At 41.0% G+C, this 18,310-nt stretch carries 18 protein-coding genes; 8 read left to right on the top strand and 10 right to left on the bottom strand.

Features of this window, described 5'->3' with window-relative positions; genetic code table 11:
- Nucleotides 1-152: 152 nt before the first annotated feature.
- The 5 genes from argA to ubiG all read right to left on the bottom strand — a co-directional run bounded on the left by argA (nucleotide 153) and on the right by ubiG (nucleotide 4,381).
- Nucleotides 153-1,508, bottom strand: coding sequence for an amino-acid N-acetyltransferase (gene argA, locus F927_RS13545; protein ID WP_005085872.1), 1,356 nt, complete (start codon nucleotides 1,506-1,508; stop codon nucleotides 153-155).
- Between the two features lie 142 nt (nucleotides 1,509-1,650).
- Nucleotides 1,651-2,028 (bottom strand): RcnB family protein, encoded by a 378-nt coding sequence (locus tag F927_RS13540; RefSeq protein WP_004637377.1) that lies wholly within the window; start codon nucleotides 2,026-2,028, stop codon nucleotides 1,651-1,653.
- A 164-nt stretch (nucleotides 2,029-2,192) separates the two neighbouring features.
- The gene (locus tag F927_RS13535) at nucleotides 2,193-2,939 is read right to left on the bottom strand and encodes a YciK family oxidoreductase (protein WP_005085870.1); all 747 of its coding nucleotides are present in this window, start codon (nucleotides 2,937-2,939) and stop codon (nucleotides 2,193-2,195) included.
- Between the two features lie 30 nt (nucleotides 2,940-2,969).
- Complete coding sequence (locus tag F927_RS13530) at nucleotides 2,970-3,668, bottom strand: HAD family hydrolase (RefSeq protein ID WP_005085867.1); 699 nt, start codon at nucleotides 3,666-3,668, stop codon at nucleotides 2,970-2,972.
- Complete coding sequence (gene ubiG / locus F927_RS13525; RefSeq protein ID WP_004637380.1) at nucleotides 3,668-4,381, bottom strand: bifunctional 2-polyprenyl-6-hydroxyphenol methylase/3-demethylubiquinol 3-O-methyltransferase UbiG; 714 nt, start codon at nucleotides 4,379-4,381, stop codon at nucleotides 3,668-3,670. Before ubiG ends, F927_RS13530 begins: the two co-directional genes overlap by 1 nt.
- Nucleotides 4,382-4,559: 178 nt before the next feature.
- On the opposite strand from ubiG, the gene F927_RS13520 reads away from it, so the two are divergent.
- Nucleotides 4,560-5,180: a thiol:disulfide interchange protein DsbA/DsbL gene (locus F927_RS13520; protein ID WP_005085864.1), complete on the top strand. Its 621-nt coding sequence runs from the start codon at nucleotides 4,560-4,562 to the stop codon at nucleotides 5,178-5,180.
- A 62-nt stretch (nucleotides 5,181-5,242) separates the two neighbouring features.
- Here F927_RS13520 and F927_RS13515 read toward each other — a convergent pair whose 3' ends face one another.
- Both F927_RS13515 and F927_RS13510 read right to left on the bottom strand, forming a co-directional pair.
- Nucleotides 5,243-5,872: a TetR/AcrR family transcriptional regulator gene (locus F927_RS13515; RefSeq protein WP_004637382.1), complete on the bottom strand. Its 630-nt coding sequence runs from the start codon at nucleotides 5,870-5,872 to the stop codon at nucleotides 5,243-5,245.
- 107 nt (nucleotides 5,873-5,979) lie between these two features.
- A complete protein-coding gene (locus F927_RS13510) occupies nucleotides 5,980-6,630 on the bottom strand; it encodes a TetR family transcriptional regulator (protein ID WP_004637383.1) in 651 nt (216 codons plus the stop codon).
- 598 nt (nucleotides 6,631-7,228) lie between these two features.
- Between F927_RS13510 and F927_RS13505 the strand changes: the two genes are divergently transcribed.
- The 5 genes from F927_RS13505 to F927_RS13485 all read left to right on the top strand — a co-directional run bounded on the left by F927_RS13505 (nucleotide 7,229) and on the right by F927_RS13485 (nucleotide 13,461).
- Entirely contained in the window at nucleotides 7,229-8,269 is a 1,041-nt protein-coding gene (locus tag F927_RS13505) for a ferredoxin reductase (protein ID WP_005085862.1), read from the top strand.
- Nucleotides 8,270-8,307: 38 nt separating this feature from the next.
- Complete coding sequence (locus F927_RS13500) at nucleotides 8,308-9,489, top strand: fatty acid desaturase family protein (protein ID WP_370736366.1); 1,182 nt, start codon at nucleotides 8,308-8,310, stop codon at nucleotides 9,487-9,489.
- 124 nt (nucleotides 9,490-9,613) lie between these two features.
- Entirely contained in the window at nucleotides 9,614-10,330 is a 717-nt protein-coding gene (rph, locus tag F927_RS13495) for a ribonuclease PH (protein WP_004637386.1), read from the top strand.
- A gap of 317 nt (nucleotides 10,331-10,647) precedes the next feature.
- Complete coding sequence (locus F927_RS13490; protein WP_005085857.1) at nucleotides 10,648-12,828, top strand: phosphocholine-specific phospholipase C; 2,181 nt, start codon at nucleotides 10,648-10,650, stop codon at nucleotides 12,826-12,828.
- Nucleotides 12,829-13,269: 441 nt separating this feature from the next.
- Entirely contained in the window at nucleotides 13,270-13,461 is a 192-nt protein-coding gene (locus tag F927_RS13485; RefSeq protein ID WP_005085855.1) for an ABZJ_00068 family colistin stress protein, read from the top strand.
- Here F927_RS13485 and nadC read toward each other — a convergent pair.
- Nucleotides 13,458-14,303 (bottom strand): carboxylating nicotinate-nucleotide diphosphorylase, encoded by an 846-nt coding sequence (nadC, locus tag F927_RS13480; protein ID WP_004637388.1) that lies wholly within the window; start codon nucleotides 14,301-14,303, stop codon nucleotides 13,458-13,460. The genes F927_RS13485 and nadC overlap by 4 nt on opposite strands.
- A 143-nt stretch (nucleotides 14,304-14,446) precedes the next feature.
- Here nadC and ampD point away from each other — a divergent pair, with 143 nt between their 5' ends.
- Nucleotides 14,447-15,040 carry a 1,6-anhydro-N-acetylmuramyl-L-alanine amidase AmpD gene (ampD, locus tag F927_RS13475; RefSeq protein ID WP_005085853.1) on the top strand — a complete coding sequence of 198 codons (594 nt, stop codon included), beginning with the start codon at nucleotides 14,447-14,449 and terminating at the stop codon, nucleotides 15,038-15,040.
- Between the two features lie 61 nt (nucleotides 15,041-15,101).
- Nucleotides 15,102-16,652 (top strand): murein biosynthesis integral membrane protein MurJ, encoded by a 1,551-nt coding sequence (murJ, locus tag F927_RS13470; RefSeq protein ID WP_171057137.1) that lies wholly within the window; start codon nucleotides 15,102-15,104, stop codon nucleotides 16,650-16,652.
- 61 nt (nucleotides 16,653-16,713) lie between these two features.
- On the opposite strand, the gene F927_RS13465 is transcribed toward murJ, so the two are convergent.
- Together F927_RS13465 and F927_RS13460 are read right to left on the bottom strand one after the other, a co-directional pair.
- Nucleotides 16,714-17,397 (bottom strand): BamJ family beta-barrel-assembly machinery protein, encoded by a 684-nt coding sequence (locus F927_RS13465; protein WP_005085849.1) that lies wholly within the window; start codon nucleotides 17,395-17,397, stop codon nucleotides 16,714-16,716.
- 59 nt (nucleotides 17,398-17,456) lie between these two features.
- Nucleotides 17,457-18,164: a BamJ family beta-barrel-assembly machinery protein gene (locus F927_RS13460; RefSeq protein ID WP_004637392.1), complete on the bottom strand. Its 708-nt coding sequence runs from the start codon at nucleotides 18,162-18,164 to the stop codon at nucleotides 17,457-17,459.
- Nucleotides 18,165-18,310: the final 146 nt, after the last annotated feature.

Here is an 18,310-nt window from a genome sequence, read left to right as displayed (position 1 = left end):
GATCATCAGAAAAGCTTATAAGATATTGTTTTTAATTTAATTAATTTTGGTATTTCAAGAAAACGACTATTTTTTATTTTAGATCAATCAGTAATATTGATGTGTTGTAGATATCTTTATGAGAAATAAAAATATCTACAACCTAAATGAACTCAAACTAAAACTTTTTTAAAGACTAAGGAGTTACGTTGATAGTTATAGAGCGCTTGGCGAGCATTGGGTAAATCATCGATACTGGCCGCGATAAAGCCTTGTTCCAAGAACCAGTGGGCCGTGCGAGTGGTTAGCACGAACAGTTGTTGAATGCCTTGTTGTTTGGCTTTAGTTTCTAGAAATTGCAAGATCTGGCTGCCACGATTGGATTTTCGATAGTTTGAATCCACAGCAACGCAGGCAATTTCTGCTGAACGGATTTCATTTTCTGCCGTAGGGATGGGGTAGAGTGCCGCACAGGCCAAAATCATGCCGTCACGTTCAATCACCGCAAATTGCTCAATTTCGCTTTCAAGAAGTTCGCGTGAGCGATAGACCAGAATTCCTTCTTGTTCGAGTGGGCGAAGTAGGTTAATCAAACCACCGACATCTTGAATATTGGCGATTCGTACCTCCTCATAGTGGGCATCTGTGATTAGTGTACCGACCCCATCACGCGTAAATAGTTCTTCAATCAATGCACCATCATAGGCATAAGAAATCAGATGCACGCGATGTACACCAGACAATGATGCCTGTTGAGCTTGTTTGAGGTGTAAGGCAAACTCAGGATATTGTGATTGGAATTGTTGAATATAGGGTTCAAGTTGACGTGGACTTAACTCGCGTAGCAGTTGTTGTTGATCATTGATTAGTCCTTGTTTTTCACCTAAGAAAATCAGTTTATCGGCGTTTAATGCAGTTGCCGTTTTGGTTGCGACTTCTTCAGCGAGTAAATTAAAGACTTCACCCGTGGTCGAATAGCCAGTTGGCCCTAATAAAACAATATTATGATTATCTAAATGACGTTGAATTGCATCGGTATCAATTGAACGTACATCGCCCGTGAGTTGGAAGTCGATTCCTTCACGAATACCATAAGGTTTTGCAGTCACGAAATTGCCTGAAACCACATCAATGCGTGCGCCGTACATCGGCGAGTTGGCTAAACCCATGGATAATAGAGCTTCAATTTCTAGGCGAATTGAACCCACGGCATTCATCACACCACGTAGAGATTCGCGTGTGGTAATGCGACGATTTTGATGAAACGGTGTTTCAATCTGTTGTTGATGTAGATTTTGATTAATCTGAGGACGTGCGCCGTATACGAGGATTAAGCGAATGCCTAAAGAATGCAGCAGGGCAATATCGTGAATAATATGCTGAAAATTTTCATGCTGAACGGCTTCACCACCGAACATCAGAACAAACGTTTTATCTCGGTGTGCATTAATATAAGGTGCAGAATGGCGAAACCAATGTACATAATGTTGAGTGCTGTGATGCAATTTTTCTACAGGCTTACTTGGCATACCGATCTCAAATCAACAGATATGAGATGATTCTAAACAAAAAAACTCAAACTCACATGATTTAGTTTAATAAAAAGCACTCAAATGAAATTTGAGTGCGATCTTGTGAGCCATCCATCTCGTATAGGACTATGTGGTGTAGTTAGAATGCTCGAATAGTGACAATACTATTATCATCTGAGTTAACTAAGATATAGTCGTTGTTGATTTTGTACCATTGTTGATTACGTCCCGGCTTCGGTAGATTATTTTCTTTATAATCTATTTTATAGCCATTGCCACGGTAGTGTTGGGGCATGACATATCCCGCTTGCCAGCGATGTTGTTTCAAGCGCTCTACACCACGTTCCTCACGCATCCGGCGTTCACGCATCCGGTTGTCATTATCTGAACGTTCAAAATTGCGACCATGTTTGCCTCGCGTATCTTCATCGCGATCAAATGGAGGACTCGCAAAACTTGTTACACTCCCCAATAAGGCAGTTGAACCTAACATCAAAATAATGAAAAAATTTTTCATGATACACCTAATATCGGATGTCTCTCATGTGAAAACTGTACCTTAAAAATGCAGAGAAACTGTGAAGATCAATTCATTGTTCCTTTAAAAAGATGAAGATAATTTACACGGCTCTCTGCATCAAGTTAGTCTTCAATGCTGTTTGGAATTATTCTCATAAAGTCTTAATCTTGCGCATCAATACTTTGCCCATTCATGTCTAGGCTATCATCACCCATCAGATAAAGATAGGCAGGCATGATGCTGTCTGGTGTAGGTAACACTTTTGGATCTTCATCTGGATAGGCTTTAGCACGCATTGCGGTACGTGTTCCACCTGGATTAATACAGTTATAGCGAATGTTTGGGAAGCTATTTTCTAAGGCAAAGATTTTGCTCATGGCTTCCGTCGCAATCTTGGAAACAGAATAAGCACCCCACAATGCACGTGCTTCACGCCCAACACCGGAACTGGTAAAGATCACAGAAGCATGATCTGATTTTTCGAGTAAAGGTAATAAGGCTTGAGTTAAAGCAAAAGGCGCACGTAAATTTACCGCCATGACATCATCCCAAACATCCACAGGATAATTTGCGAGTTCCACACGATCACCTAGCATGCCAGCATTGTGCAAAATACCATCTAAACGACCAAACTGCTGTTCTAAGGCATCGACCAAAAGCTCATAATCATGACTCGATGCCGTTGAGAGTTGTAATGGGAGAATAGCAGGTTGCGGCGCACCTAAAGCCTCAATTTCATCATAAATGACTTCAAGTTTGTTTAAGGTACGACCGTGTAATACCACAGTTGCACCATGAAGGGCATAACTCATCGCAGCAGCTCGTCCGATCCCATCACCAGCACCTGTGATTAAGATAATGCGATCTTTAAGTAGATCTGGGCGAGGTTGATATTCTGAATATTTCATTGTTATGCCTCCTGTTGTTATCTGAGTTGTTTAACTCATCATACCCTGATTTTCTGCTAAAACTGTGATTTTCTGTTGGAGCAATTGTTGAAGCTCAGCAACAGTGTGAATAATGGCATCTGCTTGCCATGCACTAAGATCATCACGGGATTCAATAGGTAAATAGCCATATGCAGCTAGAATGGTGTACATCCCTGCATGACGACCCGCATCAATATCACGGGGATGATCTCCGACATAGATAATCTCTTTAGGATCAATCTGTAGTCGTTTTGCCGCTAAATACATGGGTTCAGGATCTGGTTTAGTTTTACTCACATCTTCAGGACAAACCAAAACAGAACAACGTTCAGTCAGTTGCAATTCTGCCAGTAAGGACTCACTCAAACCACGTGGTTTATTGGTCACGATCCCCCAAGGAATCTGATTTGCCTCAAGTTGTTCAAGTAATGGATACATGCCCTCAAATAGATCGGTATCAACGACGATGTTGTCACCATATACATCTAAAAAGCGTTGGCGATGTGCTAAGAAAATAGGATCAGTGAGTTCTAATTCAGGATAAACCAATTTCACCATAGCACGCGCGCCCTCGGACACTTGGGTGCGAATGAGTTCTGCATCAACGACTGGACGTTGCTCGTCCCGACACATTTGCTGAATGATTCGAATAAAGTCAGCTGCTGTGTCAATTAAGGTGCCATCTAGATCAAATAAAACAGCTTTCATTAAGCACCTGTATTCGTAGTATGAACCATGTAATTCACATCGACATTTGGGGCAAGCCAATAGTGCTTGGTGATCGGATTGTAATGTAAGCCAATCATTTCCTTGAGGGTTAAACCTGCATTGCGAATATCATGTGCCATTTCTGAAGGGCGGATGAATTTATGATAATCATGTGTGCCCTTTGGCAGTAAGCGCAATACATATTCTGCGCCAATAATCGCAAATAAATAGGATTTTGGATTGCGATTAATAGTTGAAAAGAACACATGACCACCGGGTTTCACCAAGTTTTGGCAAGCTTGAACAATTGATGCAGGATCAGGTACGTGCTCCATCATTTCCATGCAAGTAACGACATCATATTGACCTGCTTGCTCTAGTGCTAGTTGTTCAACAGGAATTTGGCGATATTCGATATTTTGTACATTTTCTTGTTGTGCATGTAGGCGGCCCACTGCAAGCGGAGCCTCACCCATATCAATGCCAAGAACATCAGCACCACGACGTGCCATACTCTCAGCTAAAATTCCACCACCACAGCCGACATCAAGGACTTTTTTACCCGCTAAACCACCAACGCGTTCATCAATCCAGTTTAGGCGTAAGGGGTTGATTTGATGGAGCGGGCGAAATTCCGAATGTTGATCCCACCATTTGGCAGCCAATGCTTCAAATTTTGCGATTTCTTGCGGGTCAACATTCAATTGCGACATGGTGTCACCTCTATATTAGGATGATTATTTCGGTTTAATCTTTGGGTAGTGTAGCGATTCTGGCAAAAAAAGCGATAAATCCTATAAAAAACTTCACAGAAGAAAAACGAATTAGTCGAGTTTGCTTTATATTTAGCATATAAACTTACGAAAAATGCTTAGAGGAAAAGCACAGGCAATGAAAAAGTTAGTACTCAGTGGTTTAGGTGCAGTTGCGTTGACGTTTTCAATGAATGCAATGGCTGCCAATTTTGTTGAAGGCAAAGACTATACAGTTGTGGCCAATCCTGGAAAAACGGTTGCGCCAGCAGGACAATACGAAGTCCGTGAATTTTTCTGGTATGGCTGTGGTCACTGCTATAACCTTGAGCCGCATATGCAAACTTGGTTAAAGAAAATTCCAAAAGATGTGTATTTCCTTCGTACACCAGCAGCCATGAATAAAGTGTGGGAACAAGGTGCGCGTGGTTACTATGTGTCAGAGGCGCTTGGTGTTCGTAAGAGAACTCATATTCCATTGTTCCATGCGATTCATGAGGGTGGTCAGCAGATCTTTGACCAAGCCTCTCAAGCGAAGTTCTTTGCGCGTTACGGTGTGCCAGAACAGAAATTTAATAGTATGTTTAACTCTTTCCCAATCACTGCAAAAATTGCGGAATCAAATCAGTTGGCTCAACAGTACCAATTGACAGGCGTACCTGCAGTCGTGGTAAACGGGAAATATGTGGTACAGGGTGAAGATGCAAAAGTCACCCAAGTGGTTGACTTCTTATTAGAAAAAGAGCGTAAAGGCAAATAAAATTGCCATTAAACTCAAATACAAAGGACTGAGGAATTACCACAGTCCTTTTTTATTCAGGGTTATTCACTATCCAAAGCTTCTATGTCAATTTGCACTTTTTGTGTAGGCAACGATAGAGCCTGATTGACATAAAGGTTAATTAATTTTTCCCGTGAGCCGATTGAGCGTTGGTAATAGCTTGAATTTAACAATAATGCTGCACCGTAGGTCAGTGACCAAATATAAGATAAATAATCACGAATCGACATGTCATAATTTTGCGACTTTAAATATTTTTCGGTCATTTCTTTCAAAGAAACAATACGTTGCTGACGAATTTCATAGAGCTCATCAAAGAGATGTTTTAACTTTGATTCAGTCATGGTGAGATGTTCTTCTAATTGATGCAATAGAATCGTACGACTTGGTGCTTTTAGATGATAGAGCATATAGCGAGGCGCATATTCTTTGACATCAGTATTATATTTATCTGAAATTTTTAAAATTTCTTTTTCATTTTGAATAATAAGTTCTAGTAGCAGTTCGTTTTTGCTGCGGAAATGTTTGTATAGTGTACCTTTGGCAATGTCCAGTTCGGCAACCAGTTCATCTAGGGTCATTTCTTGGTTGTTTTCTAGTAATAGTTTTTCAGCAACCTGCAAAATTTTTTCTTTGCGAATTAAGAACTGTGTATGACGATCAGGATTCATGATGCTTATAAGCTCCTCATAGTGTTCTAAAACGGCAATGCTTGATTGTCTAATGCATAATAACGCGAAGCAATGCTTTTATATATCAAACTTTGGGCTTGATATAGTCAAACGTTTTGTGGTTCCCAATTTGAGATCCCATTAAATAGCAAACGAACCTGAGTGGTTGCGTTGTCTATAAATAGATTCTGTTGTTCTAATAAATCATCGATCTCAAACTGTTTGGGTAGATTGATCCATGTCATCGCCCATGTAAAAGACATATTGATTAAAATGGTTGATAAGACTTGTAAATGTTTGGCGTCTTTAATGTGCTTGAAGGTTTCAAGCTTGCAGAGATCAATAGCGAGATCTTCAATCAAAAACTCAATTTCACGTGCAATTGCGATTCTTACCGTTTCGGATCCCCCCCAACGTTCGGCAATCATAAACTGCCATTGTTGCGGACTATGATTTACCGCTTGCACGAACAGCTCAATACTGGTGCGGGTTTTAGCTGCTCCACTATGTTTTAGATAGCTTTGACCGAGTTGATGAATCAGACTTTTGAGATGTAAAGAGACTTGATCAACCAGCTCTTGCCCCAGTGCTTCCATATCTTGGAAATGACGATAAAACGCTGTTGGTACTAAACCAACTTCGCGAGCAACTTCTCGCAAACTAATACTACTAAATGAGCGCCCAGAGGTACTGAGGTGAAGTGCTGCATCCAGTAGAGCTTGCCGACTCTGTTGTTTTCGTTCATCTCTAATCGACATGAATAAGATCCATTAAAACCATATAGTAGGGTTTGTTGATATTTCAGCCATGCCTTGCGTTATAAGGCTAAAACCACACAAACAAGGCATGAAACGCAGACAATGGCGGCTCCCTTGTCAAGCTTCATAACGAAGTTTGGGGCAGTTTTAGCCATAACCCTGCGGGACAGGTTCATCTTTTGTCGCTACTGCGTTATGCCTTACTCATTTAGAAGGGCTAAATTTCGTAAGTCAAGCCTTGTATCGTCAAAAAGATGTTCTCTGTCGCAATGAGAGCTGAATAGCTCGCAAGGTGAAATGCCAACAGACCCTATAGTCTAGCAAAAAAAATAGCTTTTTTTTAGCTTTAATCCATTGCTCAATTAGACACTTTTTAGCTTTTGGCAAATTCAGTCACATTTTCAGCAGGTTCAGTATCTCCTCGAGGCGTTGTTTTTTTCAAGAAAATTTAAGCATTTATAAAAAAGTGTAAAAAACACTCAGAAAATTAGTGAACAAGTGTTGACTCAGTGAACACAAATAAATATAGTGTACACATGTTCACTACACGAACATTTGTTCACTCAAAATAAATAGCCAGATACAAAACGAGGAACGTATGAGCGCACAGTTAAGTTATCAGCCACATTGGATTCGAGAAGATTTTGTTGATTTTATCCTTGCAAAGGTTAACCCGATGTGGACTTTGCGTCGCATTATGGCAAAAATCGAAGCGATTGAGCCTATTGCCGATGAAATGATCAAGGTCACTTTAAGCAGTAACAATAAATTTACAACCTATCAGCCTGGTCAATTTGTGATGGTGACGGTTCGTATTGATGGTGTGCAGCATCAACGAGCGTATAGCTTGGTGAGTTCACCAAGTCACGACAAATTGGTATTAGGTATCAAAAAACAAGGTCGAGTATCTAACTATTTAGCCAACAGCGCACGTGCTGGTGATGTGATTGAAATTACTCAGGCGATGGGCGAATTTACGCTAAAAGACTTTGATACAGAAGAAGGTAAACAACCAATTCTTTTGGTATCTGCAGGAAGTGGTATTACGCCGATTATTCCGATTGCGAAACAGGCTTTAGCTCGTTCAAATCAACCTGTAACGTTGATTTATTACTCACGTGATCCAGCGTTCCGTACTGAATTGGAAACACTGGCAGCAGAATATGTGCACTTTAACCTACACATTATTGTCGATAGTGCTGAACAACCTGCTTATTTTGATGAAGAAACTTTGGATCGTTTGTGTGCTGATGCTGCTCAACGTCAAACCTATGTGTGTGCTGCTCCAGGTTTGATGAAAGCGACACGTCAAATCTGGGCGAAACGTGGTTGGTTAGACCGTTTAACGCAAGAAAGCTTCTTGCCCGTGACGATGGATGTGGATGCTCAAATCCAACCAGTCAATTTCCGTCGCAGTATGCAAGAGTTTGAAGGCCGTGGCAACCTGTTAGCCAGTGCTGAAGCTGCAGGTTTGAAACCATCTTTTGGTTGCCGTATGGGGATTTGTAATACCTGTGTTTGTACCAAGATCAGTGGTGCAGTGAAAAATCAACTTACAGGTGAAATCGATAACCAAAACAATGTGCAAATTAAGTTGTGTGTGAGTGAAGCAGTGAGTCCCGTTGAGATTGACCTTTAATTCATATTGACCAGATAGAGAATAATATTATGAACATGATGACAGTAAATCCGACTAAAACGATTCCTCCAATCAAATTTGGCGGTAACACAAGCCGTGCATTAACACCAGAAGAAGTACAAGAGTTTGGCCGTAAGATTGATGCCATCCGTACTGAAACCATGGCTAAAATTGGCAAAGAAGATTCTGATTATATTTATAAAGTACGTAACTTTGTACGCTACACCGAAATTGCATCGCGTGGTATGTTGATGTTTGGTGGTTGGATTCCACCTGTATGGTTATTAGGTACCGTTATGCTAGGCGTATCTAAAATCGTTGAAAATATGGAGCTTGGTCATAATGTGATGCATGGTCAGTTCGACTGGTTAAATGATCCAACGCTTAATGGTGCAACCTATGACTGGGATACCGTGTGTACGGGTGAGGACTGGAAATATACCCATAACTATAAGCACCATACCTATACCAATGTGGTTGGCATGGATCATGACATTAGTGGTTATGGTGTGATGCGTATGAGCCGTGAGCAAAAGTGGGAACCTCGCTTTTTATTTAACGTACCAACGGGTTTTGTATTATCTACGGGTTTTGAATGGCTACTGGCTTTACAACGTCTAGAGATGGAAAAAGTATTGTTTGATGGCACCAAGACTTGGAAAGAAGTGTATGTAGAATCAAAAAATCTACGTAAAAAGATGGTACGTCAGTTTGGTAAAGATTATGTATTATTCCCATTGATCGCGGGTCCAATGTTCTTGCCAGTATTAGCAGGTAACTTTGTTGCCAATCTGATCCGTAACTACTGGGCATCGACCGTGATTTATTGTGGTCATTTTACAGAAGACTCTGAAATTATCACTGACAACATTGATAATGAAACCAAAGCAGAGTGGTACTTGCGTCAGATTCGTGGTTCAGCAAACTTTACTGGCGGTAAAATCATGCATTTCTTAAGCGGTAACTTGAGCCATCAAATTGAACATCATTTGTTCCCTGATGTACCTGCCAACCGTTATATCGAAATGGCACCAAAAGTACGTGAAGTCTGTGCAGAATATGGTCAACAGTACAATACTGCTCCTTTTGGATCTCAGATCGTGAGTGTGTATAAACGTCTGGCGATTCACTCTTTGCCTGACAATGTGGTAGATCGTTTGGTGGCGACCAAGCGTAGCTTTACTGAGACGGTAAAAGGTATATTTGGCAAAGTAGCTTAATCAAGATAGAGCGTCACTTGAGCGATCAAGCGGTGCTCGTCACCAATAAGTAAAAGGGAAAGTGCGTGTAATTGAGATATACTATGGTGCAATTATATTTGTGCCATAGTTTTAAGGAATCATTATGCGTATTGACCAGAGAGCATTAGACCAATTACGAGAGGTAAAAATTACCCGTAACTATACCCGTTACGCTGAAGGTTCAGTTTTGGTTGAGTTTGGTCATACCAAAGTGCTGTGTACAGCAAGCATTGACAACTCTGTTCCACGATTTTTAAAAGGACAAGGGCAAGGTTGGGTGACTGCTGAATATGGCATGTTACCGCGTTCGACACATACTCGTAGTGATCGTGAAGCGGCACGCGGTAAGCAAAGTGGTCGTACTCAAGAGATTCAACGTTTGATTGGTCGTAGTTTGCGTGCCATGGTGGATTTGAAGAAGTTAGGTGAAAACACCATTACGATTGACTGTGATGTGATCCAAGCGGATGGTGGAACGCGTACCGCAGCAATTACAGGTGCAGCAGTGGCTTTGGTTGATGCAATGAATGTATTGCTGAGCAACAAAAAAATTAAACAAGACCCTTTAAAAGGTCTGATTGCTGCAATCTCGGTGGGAATGTATCAAGACGAAGTTCTCCTCGATTTATGCTACGAAGAAGATTCAAATTGCCAAACGGATTTAAACGTGGTGATGACACAAGCGGGTGAATTCATTGAAATTCAAGGAACGGCAGAAGATAAACCGTTTACTCGCCAACAGTGTAATGCCATGTTAGAGCTTGCAGAAAAAGGAATCGCGGAATTGATTCAGAAGCAACAGCAAGCACTCGGTTGGTAAGTTCCAGTTGATAGTGCGGGCGGTCTGGTTTTTTTAGACCGCCTTTTTTTTATCGATGAAGATGTCATCGAATTGCTATAAATCCATCATTGAACTGTCATTTACATTGTATTGACTATCTGCACGAATATTTTAACGGATAGTAAAATGCGATATTTCTTATTAGCCCTGTTAAGCAGTAGCTTTCTCTTATTAAGCGCATGCGACGAAAATAATAATGGCGATACCAATAACACAACGCCAGATCCAAAACCGCCAACATCAAACTGCAAAATTCATTGTGCCCCATAAGAACAATAATTAAGGACATATAACCCATGAATCGTCGTGATTTTTTATTGAATTCAACGAAAGCTTTGTTTGGAACGGCTGCACTTACGAGCTTCCCACTCAGTATTCAAAAAGCCCTCGCTATCGATGCTAAAGTAGAGACAGGAACGATCAAAGATGTCAAACATGTGGTGATCTTGACCCAAGAAAACCGTTCTTTTGACAATTATTTTGGCACATTGAAAGGCGTGCGCGGTTTTGGTGATCGCTTCACTATTCCACTTAGCCAAGAGCGAAAGGTTTGGGAGCAATATGACGCAAATAAAAACAAAGTTTATCCATATCATTTGGACAGCACTCTGGGTAATGCTCAACGTGTGAGTGGAACACCACATTCATGGACAGATGGTCAGTTCGCTTGGGATCATGGCCGTATGGGAGATTGGGTTAAATACAAGCAACCTCATTCAATGGGTTACTACAAACAACAAGAAGTTGAGTTTCAATTCGCCTTAGCGAATGCTTTTACGTTATGTGATGCATACCACTGTGCGATGCATACAGGAACAAATTCAAATCGTATGTTTATTTGGACAGGAACCAATGGTCCAACTGCGGCAAATGTTGCCAGTGTTGTCAATGATCTAGATTCAATTGGATCATCTTTGATTGGATATGATTGGACGACATACCCAGAGCGTTTACAACAAGCAGGGGTGACATGGAAAGTTTATCAAAATATGCCAGATAACTTTACCGATAATCCTTTAGCTGGTTTTAAAAAGTACCGTCGTGCCAATGAATTATCAGGCAAACCTGTCAATCACCTTACCGCTTGCCCAGCTTATGATCCTGCGATTGATACCCATCAACCTTTATATAAAGGAATAGCCAATACCATGCCAGATGGTGGCTTTTTGGCGTCATTTAAAGATGATATTGCTCAAGGGCAATTGCCACAAGTGAGTTGGGTAATTGCACCCGCAACTTATAGTGAGCATCCTGGCCCATCTAGTCCTGTACAAGGTGCTTGGTATATCCAAGAGTTATTAAATGCGCTCACAGACAATCCTGAACTCTGGAGCCAGACGGTATTCTTAATTAACTTTGATGAAAATGATGGTTTCTTTGATCATGTACCATCTCCTAGCGCACCATCGAAGGATCCTTCAGGAGAAGTACACGGTAAGTCGACTTTAAATGAAGGGCAGATGTCCTATGAATATGCCACGCATGGCAAAGCCTCTTTAGGTCAACCCAATTTCACTGATCCAAAAGTGAGTAATGGGATCGGTGTCTATGGGCCTGGTGTCCGGGTACCGATGTATATTCTTTCACCTTGGAGCCGTGGCGGATGGGTAAACTCACAAGTATTTGATCACTCCTCTGTGATTCGCTTCTTGGAGCAATGTTTTGGTGTGGAAGAGCCAAATATTAGTCCATATCGTCGTGCTGTGTGTGGTGATTTAACCTCAGCTTTTGATTTTAAAACACCAAATCTTTTACCTTTGCCAAATCTTGTAGGGCAGAAAAGTAAAGCTGAGGCAGATGCGATTCGTAAAGCACAAGAGCGCTTGGCACAAGTCAGCCGTCCTTCAAATCAAAGCTTTCCAGTGCAGGTGATGGGGATTCGCCCATCACGAGCGTTACCTTATGTTTTGCATACCAGTGCAAAAGTTGATGTATCGAGTAAAACCGTGCAGCTGATGTTTTCTAATACAGGAACACATGCCGCAGTCTTTCATGTATATAACAAATTAAATTTAGAGGCGATTCCACGTCGATATATGGTTGAAGCGGGTCAGCAATTGGATGATGTATGGCAGACTCAAGATGAACAGTACGATTTATGGGTATTGGGACCCAATGGTTTTCATCGCCATTTCACTGGAAATTTAATACAGTCAGTACAAGTCCAAGCACGGCCAGAGATTCGCGTGTGTATGGAGGAGTGCGACCCTAAACTAATCCTGAAAGTACGGAATGATGGTATGCATACGGCCAAACTGATTGTAAAGGCGAATGCCTATTTACCTAATCAAATATGGCAAATCGAAACGACTGCGACTGAGAGTGAATTAAGCTGGGACATGTCTGACTTTGGTGGTTGGTATGATTTTACCGTGAGCATTGAAAATGAGCCAAGTTACAGCCGACGCTTTGCAGGCCGTATAGAAACCAATCAAGACTCTATTTCAGATCCATATATGGGGTTTATTGAAACCTAGAGGCTCTCATTGCTTCTGAATGGTCGCCCATAGGCAGTCTAACGGAGATGTTAGGCTGCTTATGTATGAAATACTAACGAATAAGGAACCAGTAGACGCAGAATAAAATAATAAACAGCCAAGCAAGAAAGCTGACAATACACACTTCATCGCTATCAAAATTTACACGTTGATGTTGGCGATAAAAATGAATCTGAAAATTTTAAAAATGATATGAAATACGCTTTCAAATATGCTATCCATTTTGTCTAATTCATTTTTATTTTAAATTGAGTTGCTTCGCATTATATGTGTGTATGAAGTCAAACGAAAGTAGCGCGAACTCCTCTGGTAAACATAAGCGCAATCAGCCTTTGCATAAAGTAACAGAGCACTCTGATTTACCCCATTTTATTTTGATAGATTGAGCAAAAATTGAAATGAAGAATGATAGGGGAAATGATGCTACAGATATTTCTGGTATTTCTAACAGCAGTTACGTTTGTATTAATGGCGGTTGATCCGCGACCAAATGATGTGACGGAGTCAAAATCAGCGTGGACTGAACAGACCAAAGCATCTGATCATTCAAAACCAGATGCTTCGTTTACTGAGCAATTAACGATGAATAAAAACGACTCCGAGAAGGCTTAAGCATTAAAACGCATCGATAAATCAACAGCTCTTACATCTTTGGTGAGCACACCCATTGAAATGTAATCCACACCTGTTGTCGCAACTTCGCGTAAATTCTCAATGGTGATATTGCCAGAAGCTTCTAATTTACAGCGACCTGCAACATGTTTTACAGCATCAATCATTTGTTGCTGACTAAAGTTATCTAACATGACAATATCCGCACCTGCCTCAAGTGCCTGATTGAGTTCATCCCAAGTTTCAACTTCAACTTCGACTGGCTTACCCGGCGCGATTTCATGGGCCTTAGTAATAGCTTGTGCAATACCACCCGCTGCCATGATGTGGTTTTCTTTAATCAGGAAGGCATCAAATAAACCTAAACGATGGTTTTGACCTCCACCTACAGCCACTGCATATTTTTGTGCGATGCGTAAACCCGGTAAGGTTTTTCGTGTATCGAGTAGTTTGGTATGTAAGCCATCCAGTTGTTTTACATAACTGGCTGTTTTGGTTGCAACTGCTGAAAGTGTCTGGATAAAGTTTAAAGCTGGACGTTCCACTGTCAATAAACTACGGGCTGAACCTGCAAGCTTTAAAAAAGCTTCATTGGCAGCCACAACATCACCTTCTTGTTTTAACCAAGTGACTTGAACCGTGTTGTCATAAGCTTGAATCAGTGCATTGACCCAAGGTTGACCCGCCAAGACCATTTCTTCACGGCTAATAATGGTTGCAGTTGCTTGTTCATCTGCTGGTGTGAGCATGGCGGTGATATCACCGTCCCCAATATCTTCTTGTAATGCTTGTTGAATATTGATTTGAATAGATTGTTCAAGCAAAGATTGAGGAATACTCATACCATTTCCAGTAGATTTTGACTAAAAAACTTGGGGCTTATATTAGCACCCTCGGCTTAAAAAATAAGTATTTCATCTCGATTATTCTGGACAAAGCATGTCAAAATGGAAACATAAATATTAAATTGCTGATTCGAGTCACAATGTCACAATCTAGATTTACGCAAGTTCAAGATGGAATATTATTGGGTGCAACACAGATTGCATCACCAAATTTTAACGCACGCCCCGCGGATATCGATATTCAATTGATTGTGATTCATAACATCAGCTTACCGCCGTCGCAGTTTGATGGTGGTTATATTCAGCAGTTTTTTCAGAATCAATTGGACTGGTCTGTGCACCCTTATTTTCAGACCATTGAAGGTATGCAGGTATCGGCTCATTTGTTGATTTTGCGGACAGGTGAAGTCATTCAATTTGTGAATTTTCAGCACCGTTCGTGGCATGCAGGCCGTTCGAGTTATCTTGCCCAAAAAGAATGCAATGATTATTCGATTGGTATTGAACTTGAGGGGAGTGATGATCTGCCATTTGAGCTTGAACAATATCAAGCCTTAGTTGAGGTGGTGCAAACACTGCGTCAAGCATATCCTAAGATTCAACGCCATATTGCAGGGCATTCGGATATTGCACCTCAGCGTAAAACTGATCCTGGCCCATATTTTGACTGGCAATTATTTCGTAATATGCTCTCGAAATACAAATCATGTGAAAAAACAGCATCAGATTTATGATTCTACAACGAAATTTGTTTGAACTTTTATTACAATAACGCTTTTGAAAAATAAGCCGTAGGTGAGTGCGATGGCATTGTGGCGATCGACTGTTATTGTCAGTGCAATGACGATGTTATCTCGAGTACTTGGATTGGTACGAGACATTGTACTGCTCAATGTTTTTGGTGCAGGTAAGGACTTCGATACCTTTGTCGTGGCGTTTCGTATTCCCAACTTTTTTCGACGGTTGTTTGCGGAAGGGGCATTTTCACAAGCTTTTATTCCTGTTTTGACGGAATATAAGACCAGTCGCACCCATGCCGAAGTACAAATTCTCATTAGTCGTGTTTTTGGGTGCTTACTAACAGCGATGTCACTGCTGACGCTGATTGCAATGATTGCCGCGCCTGTGGTCATTTATATCTATGCACCTGGCTTTCATAAAGATCCAGAAAAATTTGCACTTGCGGTAGATTTGTTTCGCCTCACTATTCCTTACTTAATGTTTATGTCACTGACGGCTTTCGCCAGCAGTATTTTAAATAGTTATGGTTCTTTTGCCTCACCTGCATTTGCCCCCGTACTACTGAACATTGCAATGATCGCAGGTGCATGGTGGCTGACACCTTTTATGGCAGAACCGATCATGGCGCTGGGCTGGGCAGTGGTGGTGGCGGGTGTACTGCAACTGGCGATCCAGATCCCTGAATTATGGAAAAAGAAATTACTGATTCCACCAAAAGTTGATTTTAAACACGAAGGTGTGGATCGTATCTTAAAGTTAATGCTGCCCGCGTTATTTGGTGTTTCTGTCACTCAAATCAATTTATTACTGAACACGATTTGGGCATCGTTTATGCAAGATGGCTCAGTATCATGGTTGTATAGTGCCGAGCGTATGACTGAGCTGCCATTAGGTTTGATTGGGGTCGCGATTGGTACCGTGATTTTACCATCGTTGTCGGCTCGACATGCGGAACAGGATCAAACGAAGTTTAGAGGAATGTTGGATTGGGCAGCAAAGATCATCATGTTGGTGGGCATTCCAGCCAGCATTGCTTTATTTATGTTGTCTACACCGATTATTCAGGCTTTGTTCCAACGTGGTGAGTTTACCTTACAAGATACACAAATGACGGCTTTGGCTTTGCAATGTATGAGTGCAGGTGTCATTTCATTTATGCTGATCAAAGTTTTTGCTCCAGGTTTTTATGCACAACAAGATACCAAGACACCTGTGCGTGTCGGCTTAATCGCAGTTGCTGCAAATGCGATTTTAAATGTCCTGTTTATTGGTTTATTTAAATTGAATGGCTGGGAAGCGGAGCACATGGCGTTGGCGATGGCGTCTTCAGGTTCGGCTTTAGTAAATGCAGGCCTACTCTATTACTATTTGCACAAGCGCAATATTTATCGCTTTGGGGCACACTGGAAGAAACTCGCTTTCCAATTTAGTGTTGCCAATATCGTAATGATTGCTGCCTTGTGGTATGGCCTAACGTGGTATCAAGGTGATATTTCACAGTGGTTACGTGTTGCAGAGGTCATGGGTTTATGCGTACTTGGTGTAGTTGCTTACGTTGTTGGATTATTCGTAACAGGATTTAGACCAAGACATTTGAAACACTAAATTATAAGCATTAAAAAAAATACCCCTTCTTTTTTCAAAGAAGGGGTATTTCAAATCTGAATTACTTAACTTCGATGAGCTCAATTTCAAAAATGAGTGTGCTGTTAGGGCCAATCGCATCACCTGCACCAACTTCACCATAAGCAAGATTCGACGGAATGAAGAAACGACTTTTGCCACCTTCCTTCATGGTTTGTAGTCCTTCGGTCCAACCGGGAATCACTTGACTGAGTTTAAACTCAACCGGTTGATTGCGGGCAATTGAGCTATCAAACACTGTACCATCCAGTAAGCGTCCTTCATAGTTAACCTTTACCGTTGCACTAGCTTTAGGTGACTTTCCTTTACCTGCTTGAAGCACTTGATACTGTAAACCTGATCTTGTGGTTACTATATTGGCTTTTTTACGATTTTCTGCCAAGAATGCTTTGCCAATTTTGTCATTCTCTTGGGCAATTTCTTGAAACTCAACCAGTTGTTTGGCTTCTATGCGCTTTTTATACTGATTTAATACGTTTGCCATTTCTTCATCACTTAAGGATGCTGGCTTGCCTTGAGTTGCTTCTTTTAAGCCCTGTATAAAAGCATCAATATTCAAATCTTTGAGGGTATTGGCATTGCCTTTACCCATTAAATAACCGTAGCTATAGCCCAACTGTTCTTGTTGTGGGCTTTTCAAAGTGATTGGTGCCGCATAAGCGCTACCCATCAGCATACTCATTAAAATTAAACTTAATTTTTTCATTATTTCGTCCAGAATGCATTTGCAAAAATAAGGGAGAGCACATGCTCTCCCTATATTTATTATTTAACTGCGATGAGTTCAACATCAAAAATCAAAGTACTATTCGGCGGAATAGAGCCTGGAACACCTTGAGCACCATAACCTAAGTTTGCAGGAATATAGAAGGTTGCCTTACCACCTTCTTTCATCAATTGTAAACCTTCAGTCCAGCCAGGAATCACTTGATTGAGTGGAAACTCGATTGGCTCACCACGATCATAAGAACTGTCAAATACTTTACCATCAGTCAACTGACCTTTGTAATGTACTTTCACCACTGAAGTCTCGGTTGGTTTTTTACCTGTGCCTTCTTTCGTGACTTTATATTGCAAGCCCGAATCTGTGGTTTTAACGCCTTCTTTTTTGGCATTTTCTGTTAAGAATGTATTGCTGGTTGCTTCGGCTTTTTGAGACTCTTCGATTTGCTTTTGTTGCATATCTTGTTGGAATTCTACGTAAGCGGCTTGTAGTTCTTCCTCAGTATAAGCAGCAGGTTTATCTGCATGTCCATCACGAAAACCTGTGATAAATGCGCTTGTTTCTAACTCTGGTGGAGTCTGTTTCGCAACTTCATAACCTAAGGCGTAGCTAATTTTAGCAACTGGGGCTGCATTTTTATCAGCTTTACTACCAAGCTCAGTCGCAGGATGTTGAGTGGCATAATAAATTGGAACAAGGGCTGCACCGCCTAAAACGGCTGCGACAATAACAGGTAACGCTTTACTCATGAGATGTCCAAAATTGAGATTTTGATAAAAAATATGGCATTGATCTTAGCATGTCTCTGCTTTCGCATTGAATAACTGATCAGAAAAATGCGTGTATTTTTTATAGGCTTTATGTTTTCTAAAAGATGTTAGTATCTGGTTTCGCA

The organism is Acinetobacter haemolyticus CIP 64.3 = MTCC 9819 (assembly GCF_000369065.1).
GTDB classification, from domain to species: Bacteria; Pseudomonadota; Gammaproteobacteria; order Pseudomonadales; family Moraxellaceae; genus Acinetobacter; species Acinetobacter haemolyticus.
This window is presented reverse-complemented; position numbering and strand designations above follow the sequence as displayed.

What these genes read in the sequence shown, in the direction of transcription:
- F927_RS13515 (WP_004637382.1), bottom strand. Translation starts at nt 5,872, where the DNA reads ATGAATCCTGATCGTCATACACAGTTCTTAATTCGCAAAGAAAAAATT.
- argA (WP_005085872.1), bottom strand. Translation starts at nt 1,508, where the DNA reads ATGCCAAGTAAGCCTGTAGAAAAATTGCATCACAGCACTCAACATTAT.
- F927_RS13540 (WP_004637377.1), bottom strand. Translation starts at nt 2,028, where the DNA reads ATGAAAAATTTTTTCATTATTTTGATGTTAGGTTCAACTGCCTTATTG.
- F927_RS13505 (WP_005085862.1), top strand. Translation starts at nt 7,229, where the DNA reads ATGAGCGCACAGTTAAGTTATCAGCCACATTGGATTCGAGAAGATTTT.
- F927_RS13490 (WP_005085857.1), top strand. Translation starts at nt 10,648, where the DNA reads ATGAATCGTCGTGATTTTTTATTGAATTCAACGAAAGCTTTGTTTGGA.
- F927_RS13510 (WP_004637383.1), bottom strand. Translation starts at nt 6,630, where the DNA reads ATGTCGATTAGAGATGAACGAAAACAACAGAGTCGGCAAGCTCTACTG.
- ubiG (WP_004637380.1), bottom strand. Translation starts at nt 4,381, where the DNA reads ATGTCGCAATTGAATGTTGACCCGCAAGAAATCGCAAAATTTGAAGCA.
- F927_RS13530 (WP_005085867.1), bottom strand. Translation starts at nt 3,668, where the DNA reads ATGAAAGCTGTTTTATTTGATCTAGATGGCACCTTAATTGACACAGCA.
- ampD (WP_005085853.1), top strand. Translation starts at nt 14,447, where the DNA reads ATGTCACAATCTAGATTTACGCAAGTTCAAGATGGAATATTATTGGGT.
- F927_RS13460 (WP_004637392.1), bottom strand. Translation starts at nt 18,164, where the DNA reads ATGAGTAAAGCGTTACCTGTTATTGTCGCAGCCGTTTTAGGCGGTGCA.
- F927_RS13465 (WP_005085849.1), bottom strand. Translation starts at nt 17,397, where the DNA reads ATGAAAAAATTAAGTTTAATTTTAATGAGTATGCTGATGGGTAGCGCT.
- F927_RS13535 (WP_005085870.1), bottom strand. Translation starts at nt 2,939, where the DNA reads ATGAAATATTCAGAATATCAACCTCGCCCAGATCTACTTAAAGATCGC.
- rph (WP_004637386.1), top strand. Translation starts at nt 9,614, where the DNA reads ATGCGTATTGACCAGAGAGCATTAGACCAATTACGAGAGGTAAAAATT.
- F927_RS13520 (WP_005085864.1), top strand. Translation starts at nt 4,560, where the DNA reads ATGAAAAAGTTAGTACTCAGTGGTTTAGGTGCAGTTGCGTTGACGTTT.
- F927_RS13485 (WP_005085855.1), top strand. Translation starts at nt 13,270, where the DNA reads ATGCTACAGATATTTCTGGTATTTCTAACAGCAGTTACGTTTGTATTA.
- nadC (WP_004637388.1), bottom strand. Translation starts at nt 14,303, where the DNA reads ATGAGTATTCCTCAATCTTTGCTTGAACAATCTATTCAAATCAATATT.
- F927_RS13500 (WP_370736366.1), top strand. Translation starts at nt 8,308, where the DNA reads ATGACAGTAAATCCGACTAAAACGATTCCTCCAATCAAATTTGGCGGT.